Below are 18,580 nucleotides of genomic sequence, written 5' to 3' on the forward strand. Positions count from 1 at the left end.
CTGGGGGGGGGGGGGGGGGGTCTTTTTTTTGATCTTTTCCCATCTTTTCCTTGGGGGGCGCCCCGCGGTGGGGGGGGGGGCCCCCCCCCGGGGGGGGGGGGGGGGGGCGGGGCCCCCCCCCCCCCGCGACGGGGGAGGACAGATCACTTCGAGTAGAACTCGACGATCAACTGCTCCTGCAGCGGCACATCGATCTGCGCGCGCTCGGGAAGCTGGTGCACGAGGATGCGGAGCGTCGTGGGGACGACCTGCAGCCACGCCGGGACGGGACGCTCGCCGAGGGTCTCCTGGGCGATCTCGAACCAGTCCATCTTGGTGGACTTGGGACGGACGTCGATGATGTCGTACTGCGACACCCGGTAGCTCGGGATGGTCACCTTCTGGTCGTTGACCCGGAAGTGGCCGTGGTTCACGAGCTGACGTGCCTGGCGACGCGTCTGCGCGAGGCCCGCGCGGTACACGACGTTGTCCAGACGCGACTCCAGGAGCTGGAGGAGGTTCTCGCCGGTCTTACCGCCACGGCGGTGAGCCTCGGCGTAGTAGCGACGGAACTGCTTCTCCATCACGCCGTAGGTGAAGCGGGCCTTCTGCTTCTCCTGCAGCTGGGTGCGGTACTCGGACTCCTTGATCCGCGCGCGGCCGTGGTGACCGGGCGGGAAGGGCCGACGTTCGAATGCGGTGTCCCCACCTACGAGGTCCACGCCCAGACGGCGGGACTTGCGGGTGACGGGGCCGGTGTAACGTGCCATGGTTCTCTACGTTCCTTCCGGCTCAGACTCGACGCCGCTTGGGCGGACGACAGCCGTTGTGGGGCTGGGGGGTGACATCGGAGATCGTGCCGACCTCCAGGCCGGCGGCCTGGAGTGAACGGATGGCGGTCTCGCGACCCGAACCCGGGCCCTTGACGAACACGTCGACCTTCTTCATGCCGTGCTCCTGCGCCTTGCGGGCCGCGTTCTCGGCGGCGAGCTGGGCGGCGAAGGGCGTCGACTTGCGCGAGCCCTTGAAACCGACGTGGCCCGAGGACGCCCAGGCCAGAACGGCACCGGACGGATCGGTGATCGAGACGATCGTGTTGTTGAACGTGCTCTTGATGTGGGCCTGGCCGTGAGCGACGTTCTTCTTCTCCCTGCGACGGCCCGTCTTCTTGGGGCCCGCAGCGCGTGACTTGGGGGGCATTACTTCTTCTTTCCGGCGACGGTCTTCTTCGGGCCCTTGCGGGAGCGGGCGTTGGTCTTGGTCCGCTGGCCGCGGACGGGGAGACCCCGGCGGTGGCGGATGCCCTGGTAACTGCCGATCTCGATCTTCCGGCGGATATCGCCCTGGACCTCACGGCGGAGGTCACCCTCGACCTTGTAGTTGCCTTCGATGTCGTCACGAAGGACGGTCAGCTGCTCGTCGGTGAGGTCCTTGGTGCGCAGATCCGGGCTGATGCCGGTCCGCTCGAGGATCTCGACGGCCCGGGTGCGACCGATGCCGAAAATGTAGGTGAGCGCGATCTCCATACGCTTGTCACGTGGGAGATCAACGCCGGCTAGACGTGCCATGTGGCGTTTCTCTTTCGTCGTGCGGTAGGTCTGCTCCCCGACCGTCCCCGCTGGCGCACGGTCATCTCACGATGAGCATCCGTCCGGGGCCCTGGCCTCCGCATCCAGGGGTGTGGAACCCGCCTCGCCCAGAAACTGAGAGGCGGCTGGTTCGGGGAGTTGAGCGTTTTACTTGTAGCGGTAGACGATCCGACCGCGCGTGAGGTCGTACGGCGACAGCTCGACGACCACCCGGTCCTCGGGGAGGATGCGGATGTAGTGCTGCCGCATCTTCCCGCTGATGTGCGCGAGGACCTTGTGTCCGTTCTCGAGCTCGACGCGGAACATTGCGTTCGGCAACGGCTCGACAACTCGGCCCTCGACCTCGATGGCTCCGTCTTTCTTTGCCATGCTGGTTACGGTCCTCCACGATTCCCCGGATGTCGTCTACCGGATTCTGGTGCACTGGTGGGCACACCGACGTATAAGCCTACGTCAGTGGTCGTTCTAGTGCCAATCGGCGCTCACACGTAGCAGGCGCGTCCCGCCGGGACCCCGTCGAAGCGCTGCTGCAGCCAGTTCATCGCGGCCGGCAACTTCTCCACCGCGCCGATGAGATGCTCGGGCGCCATCCCCGGCTCCCACGTGAGCGGGGTCCCCTCGCGGCAATAGCGAGTGGCGGTCTCCTCCGCGTCCCAGAACGGCACCAGCGGATCGGTGCGGGAATGCCACATGAAGACCGGCACCCGGGGGACGTCCGGGGACAGGCGCACGCTGTTCTCCGCGAACGCCCGCATCAGGCCCTCCTCCGCGAGCAGGTCTCCCCCCTCGAGGACCATGGGCACGGACCGGAACGCACCGAACACCAGCAGCGAGGCCGTACACCTGCCCTTCATCCGCTCGAACAGTGCCCATCCCTCGGGGGTGAGCTTCTCCTCGAGCCGGATGTCCTCCGGATACTCACGCGCCATCCCCACGGCGGCGGCGAAGGCCAACCCGAACGCCGGGTGCGGCCAGTTGCCGATCATCCGCGCCATCGTCGTCATGTCCGTCGGGATGCCACCCTGGGCGACCCCCACCAGGTTGACGTCCGGTGCGTAGTCGTCGTGCATCAGCGACACCCAGGCACTGGCGATCCCGCCACCCGAGTACCCCAGGGCGCCGAACCGGCTGTGTCGGGCGTCGAACCGGGGGTCGTCGCGCACGGCCCGCATCCCGTCCAGCACGATCCGCGCGGACAGCTGCCCCCCGGGGTAGGCGACCTTGGGCCCGAGATGGTCGGGGATGAGCACCGTCCAGCCCTGGTCCAGCCGGACGCGCAGGAACGCCATCGCGTTGTCCTGCACCGTCTCGAGAGTCGGGTTGACCAGGGTCTCCGTGGGGGCGCAGCTCTGCCCCAGAGCGTTCAGGTAGTGCTGGTAGCTCAGGACCGGACCGTTCGGACGCGCGTGGGGCGGCCGGACCACCGTCGCCGTCGCGAGGATCGGACGATCCCGGGTGTCGGTCGATCGGTACGCGATCTCCGTCACCTCGTACCCGAGGAACGCCGGCATCGTCACGACCCGGGTGTTGATCACCTGCCCGAGACCTGCGGCGGCGAGCACCGCGGGGTCCGCGTGATAGAACGGCGCGGGCTGGGGGTCCTCCATCAGGGACCCCTGCCCGCCCTCCATCAGCGACTGCGCCCGCGCGGACGGGGTCGGTCCCGCCAGCTGGGCCACGATCACCACCATCGCCAGGACAGCCGCCACAGCCGTGCGCGTCGGTGTGATCGTGGTTCGGCGCACGTGGGGGTGTACGAGCATGCCCTGACCTTTCAGGCCGGTGGTCAACAGTGGGAACACTCTAACCTGAGGCCCGAGGGGCCCGGCACCGGTCCCCCGCGACCCCGCTCAGCCCGTGGGCCGCAGAGTGAGCACGCGGGGGCCGTCGGAGGTGACCGCGACCGTGTGCTCCCAGTGCGACGACGGCGACCCGTCCACCGTGACGACCGTCCAGTCGTCTGCCAGGGTGCGGGTGTCGGTCTCGCCACCCAGGACGAGCATGGGTTCGACGGCCAGGACGGACCCCTCCTGGAGCCGCGGCCCCTTGCCCGGCTTGCCCTCGTTGGCGAGGAACGGCCACTCGTGCATCTCACGCCCGATCCCGTGCCCGCCGAACCCGTCGACTATCCCGAGGGTGACGCCGAGACGCTGCTCCGCGCGTCGGGTGGCGGTCTCCAGGGCGTGCGAGACGTCCGTCAGGCGGTTACCGGGCTTCATGGCGAGGATGCCCTCCTCGAGCACCTCCCGCGTCGCCTGGTTGAGAAGGGCCACCTGGGACTCCAACTCGCCCACGCCGAAGGTCCAGGCGGAGTCGCCGTGCCACCCGTCCAGCACCGCGCCGCAGTCGACCGAGACCAGGTCGCCCTCCCGCAACACGGTGGTGGGTCCCGGGATCCCGTGTACGACCACCTCGTTGACGGACGAGCAGATCGACCCGGGGAACCCCTCGTACCCCTTGAACGACGGGACCGCGCCGGAGTCCCGGATCAGCTGGTCGACCAGAGCGTCGAGATCCGCGGTGGTGGCACCCGGCACGGCGGCCTCACGGGCGGCGACGAGCGCGCGACCGACGATCCGGCCGGCCTCCTCCATCGCGTCCAGCTCACCGGGCGTGCGCGCCGTCACCACGCTCGTGCGCGACCGACCGAACACGACGGCTCAGCGATCCAGCGCGGAGAGGGCCCGTGCGTTGATCTCGTCCACCTCGCCCACGGCGTCGACGGTCGTGACGTCGGAGCCGTAGTACTCGAGGAGGGGGGCTGTCTCGGACCGGTAGACCGCCATGCGGTTGCGGATCACGTCCTCCGTGTCGTCCTCACGACCGCGGGCCAGCATCCGCGCGACCACGGTGTCCTCGTCGACCTTGAACTCGATGACGGCGTCGAGCTCCTGGCCCGCCTCGGCGAGCATTCCCTTGAGCGCGTCGGCCTGCTCGACACTGCGGGGGTAGCCGTCGAGCAGGAACCCCTCGGTGGCGTCGGGCTCACCGATACGCGCCTCGACCATCCGGTTGGTGACGTCGGCGGGAACGAGGTTCCCGGCGTCGATGTAGGACTTGGCCTCCTTGCCGAGGTCCGTCCCCTGGGAGATGTTGGCCCGGAAGAGGTCACCCGTCGAGATGTGCGGGATCCCGAGCTTCTCCGACAGCAGGGCCGCCTGGGTTCCCTTGCCGGCGCCGGGGGGGCCGAGGAGGACGAGACGCATGGTGAGGACCAGCCTTTCTACAGTGTGATGTGCTCGGGGGTGCGGGCGACTACTTGAGGAAGCCCTCGTAGTTGCGCTGCATGAGCTGTGCCTCGATCTGCTTCACGGTGTCGAGACCCACCGACACCATGATGAGCACAGCGGTGCCACCGAACGGCATGTTCTGCATGTCTCCACCCCCGCTACCCATGTCGAGGAAGACGTTGGGCAGCACCGCGATCAACCCGAGGTAGAGGGAACCGAACAGCAGGATCCGGTTGAGCACGTAGCCGAGGTACTCGGCCGTCGGGCGACCCGGGCGGATGCCCGGGATGAAGCCGCCGTACTTCTTCATGTTCTCGGCCTGCTCCATCGGATCGAACTGGATGGCCACGTAGAAGTAGGCGAAGAAGATGATCAGGGCGAAGTACAGCAGGATGTAACCCCAGCTCGAGGGGTTCTGCAGGTACTGCATGACGTAGCGCTGCCAGAACCCGTCCGCGGCGGGCTCGGGTCCCTGGATCAGCTGGGTGATGAGGATCGGCACGTACATCATGGACGACGCGAAGATCACGGGGATGACGCCGGCCTGGTTGACCTTGAGCGGCAGGTAGGTCGACGTGCCGCCGTACTGACGACGCCCGACCATGCGCTTGGCGTACTGGACCGGGATGCGGCGCTGGCCCTGCTCGACGAACACGACCGCGACCACGATCAGGACCACGGCGAACATGACCGCGGCGAACTTCAGCGTCGAGGAGTTCTGGTAGATGTTGACGCCCTCGGCGGGGATACGCGAGGCGATGCCGGCGAAGATCAGCAGCGACATGCCGTTGCCGACGCCACGGTCGGTGATGAGCTCACCGAACCACATGACGAGGGCGGCGCCGGCGGTCATCACGATGACGATGGTGGCCAGGGTGAGGATGTCACCGTCCATGAGGACGGACTCGCCGTTGCCGAGCAGCTGGCCCCGGTCGGCGAGCGCCACGATGCCGGCGGACTGCAGCACGGCGAGCGCGATGGTGAGATAACGCGTGTACTGCGTCATCTTGGCCTGACCGGACTGCCCCTCCTTCTTGAGTTGCTCGAAGTAGGGGATCACCACGGTGAGCAGCTGCACGATGATGCTCGCCGTGATGTACGGCATGATGCCGATCGCGAACACGGACAACTGCAGGAGTGCGCCGCCGGAGAACAGGTTGACCAGGGAGTACAACTGCGCGTTGTCCCCGGTCATCGCGGTGTCGAGGAGTCCCCGGAGCTTGGGGTAGTCGACACCGGGCGACGGGATCTGCGCGCCGATGCGGTAGAGGATGATGATCCCGAGGGTGAAGAAGATCTTCTTCCTCAGATCCGTGTCCTTGATCGCGGACGCGAGTGCGGAGAGCACATGTCCTCCTGGTCATGGACGGCCCGTAGCCGCCGCCTTCGTCGAATGCATGATGCGCAGGGAGGGTCAGACCGACGGCAGTGGTGCCGCACCCCGAACGCACAACAAGAAAAACTGTATCAAGATGAGCGCAGGGGCCGGATCCGAGACTCTCGGACCCGACCCCTGCACCCGTCATCCGGCCCCGTCGGGGGCCGGTCGGGGACTCAGGCCCCGGCCTCCGACACGCTTCCGCCGGCGGCCTCGATCTTGGTTCTCGCCGAGGCGGACACCTTGTCGACGGCCACGGTCACGGCCACGGAGATGTCCCCGTCGCCCAGGACCTTGACCGGCTGGTTCTTGCGGACGGCCCCCGCGGTGACGAGCTCGGCGACGCCGACCTGCCCACCGGAGGGGAACAACCGCTGGATGTCGGACACGTTGACGACCTGGAAGACGACCTTGTTGCGGTTCTTGAAGCCCTTGAGCTTCGGAAGACGCATGTGGATCGGCATCTGGCCACCCTCGAACGCCGCGGGGACGTTCTTGCGTGCCTTGGTTCCCTTGGTACCGCGACCGGCGGTCTTGCCCCGCTTGCCGCCCTCACCGCGACCCACGCGGATCTTGTCGGTGTGGGCGCCGGGTGCCGGGCGCAGGTGATGCAACTTGATGGTCATGCTCACTCCGTCTCTTCGACCACGACGAGGTGGTTCACGACGTTGATGAGACCCCGGGTCTGAGCGTTGTCCTCACGGACGACCGTCTTCCGGATGCCCTTGAGTCCCAACGTCCGCAGGGAGTCCTTCTGGTTCTGCTTGGTCCCGACCGTGCCGCGGACCTGGGTGATCTTGAGGTTGGCCATGATCTACGCCCCCTGTCCGGCACGTGCGCGGAGCATGCCCGCGGGCGCGACGTCCTCGATGGGCAGGCCACGGCGGGCCGCGACCTCCTCGGGACGATGGAGACCCTTGAGCGCGGTCACGGTGGCGTGGACGACGTTGATGGCGTTGTCCGAGCCCAGCGACTTGCACAGGATGTCGTGCACGCCGGCGCACTCGAGCACGGCACGCGCCGCGCCGCCCGCGATCACACCGGTACCCGGCGAGGCCGGACGGAGCATGACGACGCCCGCGGCGGCCTCACCCTGGATCGGGTGCGGGATGGTGGAGCCGATGAGCGGGACGCGGAAGAAGTTCTTCCGGGCCTCCTCCGACCCCTTCTGGATCGCCGCCGGCACCTCCTTGGCCTTGCCGTAGCCGACACCGACCATGCCGTTGCCGTCACCCAGGATCACGAGGGCGGTGAAGCTGAATCGCCGACCGCCCTTGACGACCTTGGACACACGGTTGATGGTGACGACGCGCTCGATGAACTGCGACTTCTCGTCGTCGCGGCCACCGCGGCGATCGTTTCCGCCACGGCCACGGCCCCCGGCGCCGCCGCTGCGGCCGCCCTGGGCGTTGTCGTTGGTGGTGGTCTTGTTGTCCGCGGCGGGCCCGGTGCTTCCGCCGTCACGACGCTGACGTCCCGGCATCAGACGGTCCTTCCGTTAAGGGTCAGTGCAGTGGTCATGGTCATCAGAACTCCAGCCCACCCTCGCGGGCGGCGTCGGCCAGGGACGCGATCCGGCCGTGGTACTTGTTGCCACCACGGTCGAACACGACGGCGTCGATGCCGGCGGCCTTGGCGCGCTCGGCCAGGAGCTGGCCGACCTTCGCGCTGCGGTCCTTCTTGTCGCCCTCGAGAGAGCGCACATCGGCCTCGATCGTCGACGCGGCGGCCAGCGTGCGGCCGGCCAGGTCGTCGATGATCTGGGCGTGGATGTGGCGCGAGGACCGGTTGACGACCAACCGCGGACGCTCGGGGGTACCGGCGACCTTCTTGCGGAGGCGGTAGTGGCGCCGGGTACGGCCGACACGACGTGCTGTCGAGACGTCGGTACCCAGCGGGGAACGCTTCTTTGTACTGCTCATGGTCACTTACCCGTCTTTCCGACCTTGCGACGGACCTGCTCGCCCTCGTAACGGATGCCCTTACCCTTGTACGGGTCGTGCTTCCGCAGCCGCTTGATGTTGGCGGCGATCTGGCCCACCTGCTGCTTGTCGATCCCGGAGATCGAGAACTTCGTGGCGCCCTCGACGGCGAACGTGATGCCGTCGGGTGCCGCGATCGGCACGGGGTGCGAGTAGCCGAGGGCGAACTCGAGGTCCTTGCCCTTGGCGACGACGCGGTAACCCACGCCGAAGATCTCCATCTTCTGCACGTAACCCTCGGTGACACCCACGACCATGTTGTTGACCAGGGAGCGTGAGAGACCGTGCAGCGACCGGTTGTCCCGGTGGTCGTCGGGACGGTTCACCGTGATGGTGCCCTCCTCGACCGACACCGTGATCGGTGCGGGAAGGTCCTGGGTGAGCTCACCCTTGGGACCCTTGACGGTGATGGTCTGGCCGTCGACCTTGATGTCGACGCCGGACGGAACGTTGATCGGAGCCTTGCCGATTCGTGACATTTCTCGCCCCCTTACCAGACGTAGGCGAGGACTTCCCCGCCCACCTTCTTGTAGTTCGCCTGACGGTCCGTGAGCAGACCCTGGGAGGTCGAGATGATCGCGATACCCAGTCCTCCGAGGACCTTGGGAAGGCCGGTGGACTTGGCGTACACGCGGAGACCCGGCTTGGAGACTCGCTTGATGCCCTGCAGGCTGCGCTGGCGCGACGGGCCGTACTTGAGGTCGATGGTGAGCTTCTTGCCCACCTCGGCGTCCTCGACGGCGTAGTCGGTGATGTAACCCTCTTGCTTGAGGATCGCCGCGATGTTGCCCTTGATCTTGGAATGCGGCATGGAGACGGTGTCGTGGTACGCCGAGTTGGCGTTACGCACACGCGTCAACATGTCCGCGATGGGGTCGGTCATCGACATGGATTTACCATGTTCCTTTCTCGTCACGGTTCCCATGCAGCACGGATGCGGTCGACCTGTGGGCCGGCTGTGTCCGTCGTGGGCCTATCACGAAGAGTTCGAATGTTCTGTTGTGTGGGGCCCGCCGATCGTCGTCGATCACCGGGGGACCCGCCGCGCGTGGCGCTCTTCTCGCCACCCACGACCCGACGGCTGGGCCGTCTGCCCGTCGCCGGGGACCCGCTGATGCGGTGCCCCGGCGCGGACGGCCGGTCCGGCCCTGACCCGTGAGGTCAGTCCTCCTTGAAGGGGAAGCCGAGGTGCTTGAGCAGCGCCCGACCCTCTTCGTCGTTCGTCGCGGTCGTGACGACCGTGATGTCCATGCCGCGGGGGCGGTCGACCTTGTCCACGTCGATCTCGTAGAACATGGTCTGCTCGTTGAGTCCGAAGGTGTAGTTGCCGTGACCGTCGAACTGCTTGCCCGACAGGCCACGGAAGTCGCGGATTCGCGGGAGGGCGATCGTCGTCAGACGATCGAGGAACTCCCACATGCGGTCACCGCGCAGCGTCACACGCGCGCCGATCGGCATCCCCTCGCGGAGCTTGAACTGCGCGATGGATTTGCGTGCCCGGCGGATCTGCGGCTTCTGGCCGGTGATCAGCGTGAGGTCGGTGATGGCGCCGTTGATCAGCTTGGCGTCACGGGCGGCGTCACCGACACCCATGTTGACGACGACCTTGACGACGCCCGGGATCTGCATGACGTTCGCGTACTCGAACGTCTCGTTCAGGGCCGGCTTGATCTCGGCGCTGTACCGCGCCTTGAGACGCGGCGTGTACCCGGTGGGAAGTGCGGTTTCGGTCATGGTCACAGGTCCTTCCCGGTCTTGCGCGAGACCCGGACGCGCTTACCGTTCTCGTCGGTGCGGATTCCGACGCGCGACGGGGCGCCGTCCGCGTCCACGACCATCACGTTGGACACGTGGATCGGGGCCTCCTGCGTGACGATGCCACCGGAGGAGGCACCACGCTCGGCAGCCGAGTTGGCGGTGTGCTTCTTGATGCGGTTCACGCCCTCGACGAGGACCTTCTCCTGCGCGGGGAAGGCCTGGATGACCTTGCCCTTGGCGCCCTTGTCCTTGCCCGCGATGACGAGCACCGTGTCGCCCTTGTGGACCTTCATGTCAGAGCACCTCCGGAGCCAGCGAGACGATGCGCATGAACTTCTTGTCGCGCAGTTCGCGACCGACGGGCCCGAAGATGCGGGTTCCACGCGGGTCGTTGTCGTTCTTGATGATGACGGCGGCGTTCTCGTCGAACTTGATGTACGAGCCGTCCGGGCGACGGCGCTCCTTGGCGGTGCGCACGATGACGGCCTTGACGACCTCACCCTTCTTGACGTTGCCACCGGGGATGGCGTCCTTGACGGTGGCGACGATGATGTCGCCCACGCCTGCGTAGCGACGCTTGGATCCGCCGAGAACGCGGATGCAGAGAATCTCCTTGGCACCCGTGTTGTCGGCGATCTTGAGTCGCGACTCCTGCTGGATCATGGTTCTCCTGACCAGGCTTGTTCAGATGTGTGCCGGATTCCGACCCGACACACGCGGCCACGTCACCCGCACCGGTCTCGCGACGCGGTTACCACGGGCAACTGTTCCAGTGTAGGGGTCCCGACGCCCGAGCCCCAAATCGCTCTCAGTTGCCGCGGGAACCGGCCGAGCCCGTCGACCCCAGGGACCCCGCCGAACCCAGCGACCCCGAGCCGGCGGAGCCCGGGTCCACTCCCCCGGCCGCCGCACGGAGGCTCGGGACCGCCGGCGCCAGACCGGACAGGATGTGATCCATCCCCGGCTGCATCTGGGTCACGAAGACGGGCCAGTTGTGGATCCCGGTCGGCATGTAGTTCATCCGCAGGTCGACCCCGGCGACATCGGCCAGGGTGGATTCGAGCTTCCTGGTGCTCTCGTAGGAGCCCTTCTCGAGGACGTGCCCGTCCACGAGGATCATCTCGTTGCTGCCGAAGTGCCCGAGCTCGGCCGAGCCCACCCGGCCCGTGGCGGCACTGAGGTACACCGTCTTGCCTGCGAGCCCGGACGGGTCGGCCACGGTGTCGTGGTCCCGCCACGCCTGGGACCCCCGCGGGCCCCACATGTTCGTGGCGTCGCCGTTCCGCGCGGCCACGGTCAACCGCGCGTACTGGTAACCCAGCTCGTCGGTCGTGGAGTAGGCGCCGCTGATCCCGGCGACGGCGTCGAACATCCCCGGGTTGGTGTTGGCCAGGTGAACGGCCGCGGAGGCGCCCATCGACAGGCCCATCACACCCCAACTGCCGTTGTGCGCGAGCGGAGCGGCCGAACCGGTCAGGCCCTGCTCGAGGAGGGGTGGGAGCTCGTCGATGAGGAAGGTCTCCCACATGTTCGGCCCCAGGACCGGGTCGTCGGCCTGCCAGTCCGACCACATGGAGGCCGGGGCACCCGTGGGCGCGATCACGTTGACGGCGCGGTCGCGCAGCGCCGGGTCCCCCCAGCCCATCCCGGTGCTCCACCCCGACGGGGATTCGCTCCCCACGCCGTCGAGGAAATACACGTTCGGGGCGTCCACGCCGTCCGGCGCCCGGTACACCTCGACCCGGACGGTCCGCTGCATCGATGCCGACGTGACGGTCCAGACCTCCGCCCGACGATCGACGGGGTTCAACGACCCCGGGAACAGCGGTGCGATGGACCGCACCGTCGTCTGGGTGATGGAACCGTCGCGCGTGGAGACCGGCCCCGAGGGCGGTTGGGAGCTGCCGGGGCGGGGGAAGTCACCGGACCCGGCCGCGGCGACCGAACCGAGAACGGACGTCAGCGGGATGGGAGCGCCCAACTGCGTGAGGGCGGCGACGCTCAGCGACGGGACCCCGAACAGACTGCCCGGTGCGACGCTCGGCACCAGGGATCCGGGATCGAGGCTCTGCGCCCCGGCCGTCCCCGCACCCGCACCGGCCCCGATCAGCAGGGCCGCCACGGACACGGCCGTCGAACGGAGGGCGACGCGGGTGCGTCGGCGCGCTCCCCCGTGGCCCTCGGTGCGGCGTCCGTCCCGATCGATATCCGGCCTTCTCGTCATATCCCGATCCTGTCCTCGTGCGCGACGCGGACCACGGGAACTGACGCCCCGGGCCGCAGGGTGAACTCCGGCTCGGTAGCCGATGACACAATACTGACTTGTCGAATCAAGACTAGGATTTTGTTACATCCTCATACGCCGCCGGCCCGGCCCCGAGTAATCGGGGCCGGGCCGGCGGTGAGAGTGGAGCGGCGTGCTTACTTCGCGCGCTCCAGGACCTCGACGACGCGATAGCGCTTGGTGGCGGACAGCGGGCGGGTCTCCATGATCCGCACGCGGTCGCCGACACCGGCGTCGTTGGTCTCGTCGTGTGCCTTCACACGCTCGGTACGGCGCATGATCTTGCCGTAGAGCGGGTGCTTCACGCGGTCCTCGAGTTCGACGACGATGGTCTTGTCCATCTTGTCGGACACGACGTACCCGATCCGCACCTTGCGGCTGTTGCGCTCGGTGTTCTCGCTGGCCTCAGTCACGGCTGCTTCCTTGTCACTCACTTGGCATCACCCGGCGCCGCCGACAACCCGAGCTCGCGCTCGCGGATGACGGTGTAGATGCGTGCGATGTCGTGACGGACGACGCGCAGGCGACGGTTGTTGGTCAGCTGACCGGTGGCCATCTGGAAGCGCAGGTTGAACAGCTCCTCCTTGGCCTCACGAAGACGCGCGGTGAGCGCATCGGCGTCGAGTTCACGCAACTCGGGGGCGGTGGTTCCACTAGCCATCAGAACTGCTCCTCCCGGGTCACGATACGGGTCTTGCACGGGAGCTTGTGCTGCGCGCGGCGCAGCGCCTCGCGTGCGGTCTCCTCGTTCGGGTACGACATCTCGAAGAGGATGCGACCCGGCTTGACGTTCGCGACCCACCACTCGACGGATCCCTTACCGGAACCCATCCGGACCTCGGCGGGCTTCTTGGTCAACGGGCGATCGGGGTAGATGTTGATCCACACCTTGCCGCCACGCTTGATGTGGCGGTTGATCGCGATACGCGCGGACTCGATCTGACGGTTGGTGACGTACGCCGGCTCGAGAGCCTGGATGCCGTACTCACCGAACGTCACCTTGGTGCCGCCCTTGGCCCCGCCACTACGGCCGGGGTGGTGCTGCTTGCGGTGCTTGACGCGCTTGGGGATAAGCACTGTCACGCCTCCCTGGTCTGATTCTGCGGAGCCTGGGCGGGGGCCTCGGCAGCCGGACCGGAACCGGCGCGGCCGGTCTCGGTGCTGGTGGCCGTGGTGCCCTGGGCGCCGGAACGACGCGGCCGGCCTGCGCCACGCTCGCGGCGGGGTCCTCGGTCGGCACCGCCGCGGTTGCTGGACTGGGCGTACTGATCGGACTCGCGACGCCCGCCGACCACGTCACCCTTGTAGATCCACACCTTGACGCCGATGCGACCGAAGGTCGTCTTGGCCTCGTAGGTGCCGTAGTCGATCTCGGCACGCAGGGTGTGAAGCGGGACGCGACCCTCGTGGTAGCGCTCCGAACGCGACATCTCGGCACCGCCGAGACGACCCGAGCAGACCACCTTGATGCCCTTGACCTGCGGCTGGCGCATCGCGGACTGGATGCCCTTACGCATCGCGCGGCGGAAGGCCACGCGGTTCGAGAGCTGCTCCGCGATGCCCTGGGCCACGAGCTGGGCGTCGGCCTCGGTGTTCTTGATCTCGAGGATGTTGAGGTGGACCTGCTTCGCGGTGAGCTTCTCGAGCTCACCACGGAGACGGTCGGCCTCGGCGCCACGACGACCGATCACGATGCCCGGCCGGGCGGTGTGGATGTCGACGTTCACGCGGTCGCGGGTACGGGAGATGTCCACGCCCGAGATGCCGGCCCGCTCCATGCCCTTGGACAGGAGCTGACGGATCTTGATGTCCTCGGCGACGTAGTCCGCGTACTGCTTGTCGGCGTACCACTTGGACGTCCAGTCCGAGGTGATGCCGAGACGGAAGCCGTGCGGCTGGATCTTCTGTCCCATTTAGCGGGCACCTCCCTGGTTACGACGACCCCGGCCGGCGGAACCGGCCTTCTCGGGCACGCTGGTCACCTCGACGGTGATGTGGCTCGTGCGCTTGCGCACTCGGAACGCACGACCCTGGGCACGCGGACGGAACCGCTTCAGGGTCGGGCCCTCGTCGGCGAACGCGGCCGACACGACCAGGGTCCGGGGATCCAGGTCGAGGTTGTTCTCGGCGTTCGCCATGGCGGACGCGAGGACCTTGCCCACCGGCTCGCTGGCGGCCTGCGGGGCGAACCGCAGGATGTCCAACGCGTCGGAGGCGTCCTTGCCCCGGATCAGGTCGATCACGCGACGCGCCTTCATGGGCGTGACGCGGACGAACTTGGCGGTGGCCCGGGCGGAGAGCTGCTGCTCGTCCTGCACCGTGCCTTCGGCGGTCTTGCTGGTATCAGTGCTCATCGGCGCTTACTCTTCCGATCGTCCTTGATGTGCCCCTTGAACGTGCGCGTCGGCGCGAACTCGCCGAGCTTGTGACCCACCATGGAGTCGGACACGAACACGGGCACATGCTTGCGGCCATCATGGACGGCGAACGTGTGGCCGATGAAATCGGGCAGGATCGTCGAGCGACGCGACCAGGTCTTGATGACCTGATGAGTACCCTTGTCGTTCTGCGCGTCCACCTTCGCGAGGAGGTGCTCGTCGACGAACGGACCCTTCTTGAGACTACGAGGCATCCTAGTTTCCCTCCTTAACGCTTCTTACCGGTGCGACGGCGACGGACAATCATCTTGTCGCTCGCCTTGTTGGGCTTGCGGGTCCGGCCCTCGGGCTGGCCCCACGGGCTGACGGGGTGACGTCCACCGGACGTCTTACCCTCGCCACCACCGTGCGGGTGGTCGACGGGGTTCATGACCACACCGCGGACGGTCGGGCGGACGCCCTTCCAGCGCATGCGGCCGGCCTTACCCCAGTTGATGTTCCCCTGCTCGGCGTTGCCGACCTCGCCGATCGTCGCGCGACAGCGGACGTCGACCCGGCGGATCTCGCCGGAGGGCATGCGGAGGGAGGCGTACGCGCCCTCCTTGCCGAGCAGCTGGATCCCGGCACCGGCGGCGCGTGCCATCTTGGCACCGCCCCCGGGACGGAGCTCCACGGCGTGCACGACCGTACCTGCGGGGATGTTGCGGAGCGGCAGGTTGTTGCCGACCTTGATATCGGAACCGACACCCGACTCGACCTTCATGCCCTGCTTGAGGTTCCGCGGGGCCAGGATGTACCGCTTCTCGCCGTCCGCGTAGTGCAGGAGGGCGATGTTGGCGGTGCGGTTGGGGTCGTACTCGATGTGGGCGACGGTGGCGTCGACGCCGTCCTTGTCGTTACGACGGAAGTCGATGACACGGTACTGGCGCTTGTGGCCACCGCCCTTGTGACGGGTGGTGATCCGACCGTGACCGTTACGGCCACCGGTCTTGTGTAGTGGGCGAAGCAGCGACTTCTCGGGCGTCGAGCGGGTGATCTCGGCGAAGTCCGAGACGCTCGAGCCGCGACGGCCGGGCGTCGTGGGCTTGTACTTGCGGATAGCCATGAGGTTCTCTCGTCCTTAACTCTTCCCGCCGTCAGGCGGTCAGACCCGGGATCTCGATGGGCTTGCTGTCGGCCGCAAGGGTCACGATGGCGCGCTTGGTGCTCTTGCGCTGTCCGAACCCGGTGCGGGTGCGCTTACGCTTGCCCTGACGGTTGGCGGTGTTGACGGACTCCACCGTGACGCCGAAGATCTCCTGGAGGGCGATCTTGATCTGCGTCTTGTTGGCGTCCGGGGCGACCAGGAACGTGTACACGCCCTGCTCCAGCAGGCCATAGGCCTTCTCGGAGACGACGGGGGCGAGGATCACGTCCCGGGGATCGGCGACGGTGCTCACTTGTCGGCCTCCTTCGCGGCGGTGTTATCCGTGCCTGCGGCACGCTTGCTGGCCTGCGAGACGAACGCGTCCAGAGCCTCCACCGTGAACACGACGTCGTCTGCACGCAGCACGTCGTAGGTGTTCAGCTGATCCGGAGCGATGGGATGGACGTGGTCCAGGTTGCCCACCGAGCGCCACGCCGCGGTGTCCTCGCGGCCGACGACGAGCAGGAACTTCTTGCGACCGGACAGGCTTCCGAGGAAGTCCCGCACGCCCGCCGTCGACGGGGTCTGACCCTCGACGAGCTCGGTGACCACGTGGATGCGATCGCTTGCGGCCCGGTCGGACAGGGCACCGCGGAGAGCGGCGGCCTTCATCTTCTTGGGAGTGCGCTGCGAGTAGTCACGCGGCTTGGGACCGTGGACCGTGCCACCACCGGTGTAGGCGGGGGCGCGGGTCGAACCCTGGCGCGCGCGGCCGGTGCCCTTCTGGCGGAACGGCTTGCGGCCACCGCCACGGACCTCGCCGCGGGTCTTGGTCGAGTGCGTGCCCTGGCGGGCCGCGGCGAGCTGAGCCACGACGACCTGGTGCATCAGCGCCAGGTTGGGCTCGACGCCGAAGATCGCGGCGGGGAGCTCGACCGACCCGTCGGCCGAACCGGCCGGGGTACGGACGTCCAGCTTGAGATTCACGGTGTTCTCCGTCGTGGTCATGCGCGCGCACCGCCCTTCACTGCGGATCGGACCATCACGAGGCCGCCGTTGCGACCCGGGATGGCGCCCTTGATCAGGAGGACGCCGGCCTCGGCATCGACCTTGTGGACCTTGAGGTTCATGGTGGTCACGCGCTCGTTGCCCATGCGGCCGGCCATCTTCTTGCCCCGGAACACGCGGCCCGGGGTGGATGCGCCACCGATGGAACCGGGCCGGCGGTGCACGGCCTGGGTGCCGTGTGAGGCGCCCTGTCCATGGAAGCCGTGACGCTTCATGGTGCCGGCGAAGCCCTTGCCCTTGGAGGTGCCGGTGACGTCGACGAAAGCGCCGTCCTCGAACACGTCCGCGCCGAGCTCCTGGCCCAGCTCGAAGCCTTCGGCCTGCTCCGCGTTGTCCAGCCGGATCTCCGCGAGGTGGCGACGCGGGGTCACACCCGCCTTGGAGAACTGGCCCGTGACGGGCTTGGTGACCTTACGGGGGTCGATCGCGCCGAACGCGATCTGGACGGCGTTGTAGCCGTCGGTCTGCTCTGTACGGATCCCGGTGACTACACACGGCCCGGCCTTGATGACGGTAACCGGGACGACCCGGTTGTTCTCGTCGAAGACCTGGGTCATGCCGAGCTTCGCGCCCAGGATTCCCTTGATCTCGGTAGTACTCATCTGTTCACTGTCTCCGCTGCACGTTGCTTGCTGACCGCTGCTCGGTCGGAGGTCACTGGATGTTGACGTCGACGCTGGCAGGCAGGTCGATGCGCATGAGCGCGTCCACGGTCTTGGGCGTGGGGTCGAGGATGTCGATCAACCGCTTGTGGGTGCGCATCTCGAAGTGCTCGCGCGAGTCCTTGTACTTGTGCGGCGAGCGGATGACGCAGTACACGTTCTTCTCGGTCGGCAACGGCACCGGGCCGACGACACGAGCTCCCGTACGGGTGACCGTCTCGACGATCTTGCGCGCCGAGGCGTCGATGGCCTCGTGGTCATAGGCCTTCAGCCTGATGCGGATCTTTTGTCCCGCCACTTCGTCCTCATTCTCCCCCCGCCCGTGAAGGCGGCTGTCGTGAGCGCCCTCGCTGCGCGGGGGACACTTCTGTGTTCGCTTGTCATACGTGACACCGTCTGACCGTCTACCACCCGGTCACGTGCATCGGTGCTTCGTCGTGGAGGACCGCCGTCGCGCGCTCACGAACGTGACACGACCACGAGCCCTCCAGAGGACGGAGTGCCGCACTCCCGCGGGGCGAGGGTGACGGCGGAACCGATCCGCTGCCGCTGTTGATGTGTCACGACGCGTCCACGCGGTCGGGCGTGTCGCCCTCCCACTTTTCCGGCGGGTGATCTCTCACCCGCCCCGGTCGTGCTCGCCCGACCAACCCGGCGATCGCGGGGCCCGGGGGCCACACGAGTTCGCCGCCTTGTCCGGGCAACTCGACCAGTATGCCGCACGTACCCCACGGGATCAAAATCGCCGGGGCCGACCGGTCGGGGATGCCGCGCCCCGGGTGCCGCGACTTCGGTAGCGTCGAGCCATCAGCGCCCATGCGCCTCGTCACCCAGGAGAGCCCAACGTGAACAGCCGACGCGAACCACGCGACCCCGCCGCCTACAAGCGGGATCGTCGCCAAGCCGTCCTGCGCCACCACCCGGACAAGGGTGGCGACCCGAACGAGATGCTCCGCGCGCTTGAGGAGGTCGATCGCAGACACGGCGTCGGCGGGCCTCACCGCCCGGAACACGCCGCGACCGCCGAGCAGGTCGCAGCAGTGGCCGTGACCGCTCTGGCCGGGATGGCGGCGGTCGGGCTGTCCGTCGCCATGAGCGTCATGGGCCGGCGCCGGTAGCCGTCTCTCCCCCGACCCCGACGAACGA

Annotated in this window: 30 protein-coding genes; 1 reads left to right on the plus strand and 29 read right to left on the minus strand. The window is 67.6% G+C overall.

Annotation, left to right across the window (positions count from 1 at the left end; genetic code table 11):
- Window positions 1–143: 143 nt before the first annotated feature.
- From rpsD to rpsJ, 29 genes are all read right to left on the minus strand, one after another.
- Entirely contained in the window at window positions 144–749 is a 606-nt protein-coding gene (gene rpsD, locus ABIE38_RS14510; RefSeq protein ID WP_354057458.1) for a 30S ribosomal protein S4, read from the minus strand.
- A gap of 22 nt (window positions 750–771) precedes the next feature.
- On the minus strand, window positions 772–1,179 hold the full coding sequence (gene rpsK, locus ABIE38_RS14515; RefSeq protein WP_017838216.1) for a 30S ribosomal protein S11: 408 nt from the start codon (window positions 1,177–1,179) through the stop codon (window positions 772–774).
- Complete coding sequence (gene rpsM, locus ABIE38_RS14520; protein ID WP_354057460.1) at window positions 1,179–1,547, minus strand: 30S ribosomal protein S13; 369 nt, start codon at window positions 1,545–1,547, stop codon at window positions 1,179–1,181. Before rpsM ends, rpsK begins: the two co-directional genes overlap by 1 nt.
- A 168-nt stretch (window positions 1,548–1,715) precedes the next feature.
- Window positions 1,716–1,937, minus strand: a complete 222-nt coding sequence (gene infA / locus ABIE38_RS14525) for a translation initiation factor IF-1 (RefSeq protein WP_010541191.1) — start codon at window positions 1,935–1,937, stop codon at window positions 1,716–1,718.
- A 113-nt stretch (window positions 1,938–2,050) separates the two neighbouring features.
- A complete protein-coding gene (locus ABIE38_RS14530) occupies window positions 2,051–3,331 on the minus strand; it encodes a lipase family protein (protein WP_354057463.1) in 1,281 nt (426 codons plus the stop codon).
- Between the two features lie 87 nt (window positions 3,332–3,418).
- The gene (gene map, locus ABIE38_RS14535) at window positions 3,419–4,222 is read right to left on the minus strand and encodes a type I methionyl aminopeptidase (protein WP_354057465.1); all 804 of its coding nucleotides are present in this window, start codon (window positions 4,220–4,222) and stop codon (window positions 3,419–3,421) included.
- 6 nt (window positions 4,223–4,228) lie between these two features.
- Window positions 4,229–4,774, minus strand: a complete 546-nt coding sequence (locus ABIE38_RS14540; RefSeq protein ID WP_354057467.1) for an adenylate kinase — start codon at window positions 4,772–4,774, stop codon at window positions 4,229–4,231.
- Window positions 4,775–4,823: 49 nt separating this feature from the next.
- Window positions 4,824–6,146, minus strand: a complete 1,323-nt coding sequence (secY, locus tag ABIE38_RS14545; protein ID WP_179525913.1) for a preprotein translocase subunit SecY — start codon at window positions 6,144–6,146, stop codon at window positions 4,824–4,826.
- 206 nt (window positions 6,147–6,352) lie between these two features.
- Window positions 6,353–6,802, minus strand: coding sequence for a 50S ribosomal protein L15 (gene rplO / locus ABIE38_RS14550; RefSeq protein WP_354057469.1), 450 nt, complete (start codon window positions 6,800–6,802; stop codon window positions 6,353–6,355).
- Between the two features lie 2 nt (window positions 6,803–6,804).
- Window positions 6,805–6,987, minus strand: a complete 183-nt coding sequence (rpmD, locus tag ABIE38_RS14555) for a 50S ribosomal protein L30 (RefSeq protein ID WP_017838209.1) — start codon at window positions 6,985–6,987, stop codon at window positions 6,805–6,807.
- 3 nt (window positions 6,988–6,990) lie between these two features.
- Complete coding sequence (gene rpsE, locus ABIE38_RS14560) at window positions 6,991–7,659, minus strand: 30S ribosomal protein S5 (RefSeq protein WP_354057471.1); 669 nt, start codon at window positions 7,657–7,659, stop codon at window positions 6,991–6,993.
- A 43-nt stretch (window positions 7,660–7,702) separates the two neighbouring features.
- A complete protein-coding gene (gene rplR, locus ABIE38_RS14565; protein ID WP_354057473.1) occupies window positions 7,703–8,098 on the minus strand; it encodes a 50S ribosomal protein L18 in 396 nt (131 codons plus the stop codon).
- Between the two features lie 2 nt (window positions 8,099–8,100).
- Window positions 8,101–8,637 carry a 50S ribosomal protein L6 gene (gene rplF / locus ABIE38_RS14570; RefSeq protein WP_354057475.1) on the minus strand — a complete coding sequence of 179 codons (537 nt, stop codon included), beginning with the start codon at window positions 8,635–8,637 and terminating at the stop codon, window positions 8,101–8,103.
- 11 nt (window positions 8,638–8,648) lie between these two features.
- Entirely contained in the window at window positions 8,649–9,047 is a 399-nt protein-coding gene (rpsH, locus tag ABIE38_RS14575; protein WP_179525917.1) for a 30S ribosomal protein S8, read from the minus strand.
- 272 nt (window positions 9,048–9,319) lie between these two features.
- Complete coding sequence (gene rplE / locus ABIE38_RS14580; RefSeq protein WP_179525918.1) at window positions 9,320–9,892, minus strand: 50S ribosomal protein L5; 573 nt, start codon at window positions 9,890–9,892, stop codon at window positions 9,320–9,322.
- Window positions 9,893–9,894: 2 nt separating this feature from the next.
- Window positions 9,895–10,209, minus strand: coding sequence for a 50S ribosomal protein L24 (gene rplX / locus ABIE38_RS14585; RefSeq protein WP_179525919.1), 315 nt, complete (start codon window positions 10,207–10,209; stop codon window positions 9,895–9,897).
- A 1-nt stretch (window position 10,210) separates the two neighbouring features.
- Window positions 10,211–10,579 carry a 50S ribosomal protein L14 gene (gene rplN, locus ABIE38_RS14590; protein WP_095717592.1) on the minus strand — a complete coding sequence of 123 codons (369 nt, stop codon included), beginning with the start codon at window positions 10,577–10,579 and terminating at the stop codon, window positions 10,211–10,213.
- A gap of 145 nt (window positions 10,580–10,724) precedes the next feature.
- Window positions 10,725–12,140 (minus strand): alpha/beta hydrolase, encoded by a 1,416-nt coding sequence (locus ABIE38_RS14595; protein ID WP_354057478.1) that lies wholly within the window; start codon window positions 12,138–12,140, stop codon window positions 10,725–10,727.
- Between the two features lie 197 nt (window positions 12,141–12,337).
- Window positions 12,338–12,613 (minus strand): 30S ribosomal protein S17, encoded by a 276-nt coding sequence (rpsQ, locus tag ABIE38_RS14600; protein WP_179525920.1) that lies wholly within the window; start codon window positions 12,611–12,613, stop codon window positions 12,338–12,340.
- 17 nt (window positions 12,614–12,630) lie between these two features.
- Window positions 12,631–12,861: a 50S ribosomal protein L29 gene (gene rpmC / locus ABIE38_RS14605; RefSeq protein ID WP_017838199.1), complete on the minus strand. Its 231-nt coding sequence runs from the start codon at window positions 12,859–12,861 to the stop codon at window positions 12,631–12,633.
- Window positions 12,861–13,277, minus strand: coding sequence for a 50S ribosomal protein L16 (gene rplP, locus ABIE38_RS14610; RefSeq protein WP_017838198.1), 417 nt, complete (start codon window positions 13,275–13,277; stop codon window positions 12,861–12,863). Before rplP ends, rpmC begins: the two co-directional genes overlap by 1 nt.
- Before the next feature lie 2 nt (window positions 13,278–13,279).
- Window positions 13,280–14,113, minus strand: a complete 834-nt coding sequence (rpsC, locus tag ABIE38_RS14615) for a 30S ribosomal protein S3 (protein ID WP_179525921.1) — start codon at window positions 14,111–14,113, stop codon at window positions 13,280–13,282.
- Window positions 14,114–14,554 carry a 50S ribosomal protein L22 gene (rplV, locus tag ABIE38_RS14620; protein WP_354057481.1) on the minus strand — a complete coding sequence of 147 codons (441 nt, stop codon included), beginning with the start codon at window positions 14,552–14,554 and terminating at the stop codon, window positions 14,114–14,116.
- Window positions 14,551–14,832, minus strand: a complete 282-nt coding sequence (gene rpsS / locus ABIE38_RS14625; RefSeq protein WP_017838195.1) for a 30S ribosomal protein S19 — start codon at window positions 14,830–14,832, stop codon at window positions 14,551–14,553. Before rpsS ends, rplV begins: the two co-directional genes overlap by 4 nt.
- Before the next feature lie 14 nt (window positions 14,833–14,846).
- The gene (rplB, locus tag ABIE38_RS14630; protein WP_107757059.1) at window positions 14,847–15,683 is read right to left on the minus strand and encodes a 50S ribosomal protein L2; all 837 of its coding nucleotides are present in this window, start codon (window positions 15,681–15,683) and stop codon (window positions 14,847–14,849) included.
- Window positions 15,684–15,714: 31 nt separating this feature from the next.
- Entirely contained in the window at window positions 15,715–16,017 is a 303-nt protein-coding gene (gene rplW / locus ABIE38_RS14635; protein WP_179525923.1) for a 50S ribosomal protein L23, read from the minus strand.
- Window positions 16,014–16,712, minus strand: a complete 699-nt coding sequence (gene rplD, locus ABIE38_RS14640) for a 50S ribosomal protein L4 (protein ID WP_354057484.1) — start codon at window positions 16,710–16,712, stop codon at window positions 16,014–16,016. The genes rplW and rplD overlap by 4 nt, the downstream gene beginning before the upstream one ends.
- Window positions 16,709–17,374 carry a 50S ribosomal protein L3 gene (rplC, locus tag ABIE38_RS14645; protein WP_354057486.1) on the minus strand — a complete coding sequence of 222 codons (666 nt, stop codon included), beginning with the start codon at window positions 17,372–17,374 and terminating at the stop codon, window positions 16,709–16,711. Before rplC ends, rplD begins: the two co-directional genes overlap by 4 nt.
- Window positions 17,375–17,426: 52 nt before the next feature.
- Window positions 17,427–17,732, minus strand: coding sequence for a 30S ribosomal protein S10 (rpsJ, locus tag ABIE38_RS14650; RefSeq protein ID WP_003938093.1), 306 nt, complete (start codon window positions 17,730–17,732; stop codon window positions 17,427–17,429).
- Window positions 17,733–18,279: 547 nt separating this feature from the next.
- On the opposite strand from rpsJ, the gene ABIE38_RS14655 reads away from it, so the two are divergent.
- On the plus strand, window positions 18,280–18,552 hold the full coding sequence (locus tag ABIE38_RS14655; protein WP_354057507.1) for a hypothetical protein: 273 nt from the start codon (window positions 18,280–18,282) through the stop codon (window positions 18,550–18,552).
- The last annotated feature ends 28 nt before the right edge of the window (window positions 18,553–18,580 follow it).

Source organism: Dietzia sp. 2505, from assembly GCF_040546785.1.
GTDB lineage: Bacteria > Actinomycetota > Actinomycetes > Mycobacteriales > Mycobacteriaceae > Dietzia.

Bases quoted from the DNA above. Each gene is read 5' to 3' on its own strand.
- rpsD (WP_354057458.1), bottom strand. From the start codon at position 749: ATGGCACGTTACACCGGCCCCGTCACCCGCAAGTCCCGCCGTCTGGGC.
- rpsK (WP_017838216.1), bottom strand. From the start codon at position 1,179: ATGCCCCCCAAGTCACGCGCTGCGGGCCCCAAGAAGACGGGCCGTCGC.
- rpsM (WP_354057460.1), bottom strand. From the start codon at position 1,547: ATGGCACGTCTAGCCGGCGTTGATCTCCCACGTGACAAGCGTATGGAG.
- infA (WP_010541191.1), bottom strand. From the start codon at position 1,937: ATGGCAAAGAAAGACGGAGCCATCGAGGTCGAGGGCCGAGTTGTCGAG.
- ABIE38_RS14530 (WP_354057463.1), bottom strand. From the start codon at position 3,331: ATGCTCGTACACCCCCACGTGCGCCGAACCACGATCACACCGACGCGC.
- ABIE38_RS14540 (WP_354057467.1), bottom strand. From the start codon at position 4,774: ATGCGTCTCGTCCTCCTCGGCCCCCCCGGCGCCGGCAAGGGAACCCAG.
- rplO (WP_354057469.1), bottom strand. From the start codon at position 6,802: ATGACCATCAAGTTGCATCACCTGCGCCCGGCACCCGGCGCCCACACC.
- rpmD (WP_017838209.1), bottom strand. From the start codon at position 6,987: ATGGCCAACCTCAAGATCACCCAGGTCCGCGGCACGGTCGGGACCAAG.
- rpsE (WP_354057471.1), bottom strand. From the start codon at position 7,659: ATGCCGGGACGTCAGCGTCGTGACGGCGGAAGCACCGGGCCCGCCGCG.
- rplR (WP_354057473.1), bottom strand. From the start codon at position 8,098: ATGAGCAGTACAAAGAAGCGTTCCCCGCTGGGTACCGACGTCTCGACA.
- rplF (WP_354057475.1), bottom strand. From the start codon at position 8,637: ATGTCACGAATCGGCAAGGCTCCGATCAACGTTCCGTCCGGCGTCGAC.
- rpsH (WP_179525917.1), bottom strand. From the start codon at position 9,047: ATGTCGATGACCGACCCCATCGCGGACATGTTGACGCGTGTGCGTAAC.
- rplE (WP_179525918.1), bottom strand. From the start codon at position 9,892: ATGACCGAAACCGCACTTCCCACCGGGTACACGCCGCGTCTCAAGGCG.
- rplX (WP_179525919.1), bottom strand. From the start codon at position 10,209: ATGAAGGTCCACAAGGGCGACACGGTGCTCGTCATCGCGGGCAAGGAC.
- rplN (WP_095717592.1), bottom strand. From the start codon at position 10,579: ATGATCCAGCAGGAGTCGCGACTCAAGATCGCCGACAACACGGGTGCC.
- ABIE38_RS14595 (WP_354057478.1), bottom strand. From the start codon at position 12,140: ATGACGAGAAGGCCGGATATCGATCGGGACGGACGCCGCACCGAGGGC.
- rpmC (WP_017838199.1), bottom strand. From the start codon at position 12,861: ATGGCTAGTGGAACCACCGCCCCCGAGTTGCGTGAACTCGACGCCGAT.
- rpsC (WP_179525921.1), bottom strand. From the start codon at position 14,113: ATGGGACAGAAGATCCAGCCGCACGGCTTCCGTCTCGGCATCACCTCG.
- rplV (WP_354057481.1), bottom strand. From the start codon at position 14,554: ATGAGCACTGATACCAGCAAGACCGCCGAAGGCACGGTGCAGGACGAG.
- rpsS (WP_017838195.1), bottom strand. From the start codon at position 14,832: ATGCCTCGTAGTCTCAAGAAGGGTCCGTTCGTCGACGAGCACCTCCTC.
- rplB (WP_107757059.1), bottom strand. From the start codon at position 15,683: ATGGCTATCCGCAAGTACAAGCCCACGACGCCCGGCCGTCGCGGCTCG.
- rplD (WP_354057484.1), bottom strand. From the start codon at position 16,712: ATGACCACGACGGAGAACACCGTGAATCTCAAGCTGGACGTCCGTACC.
- rplC (WP_354057486.1), bottom strand. From the start codon at position 17,374: ATGAGTACTACCGAGATCAAGGGAATCCTGGGCGCGAAGCTCGGCATG.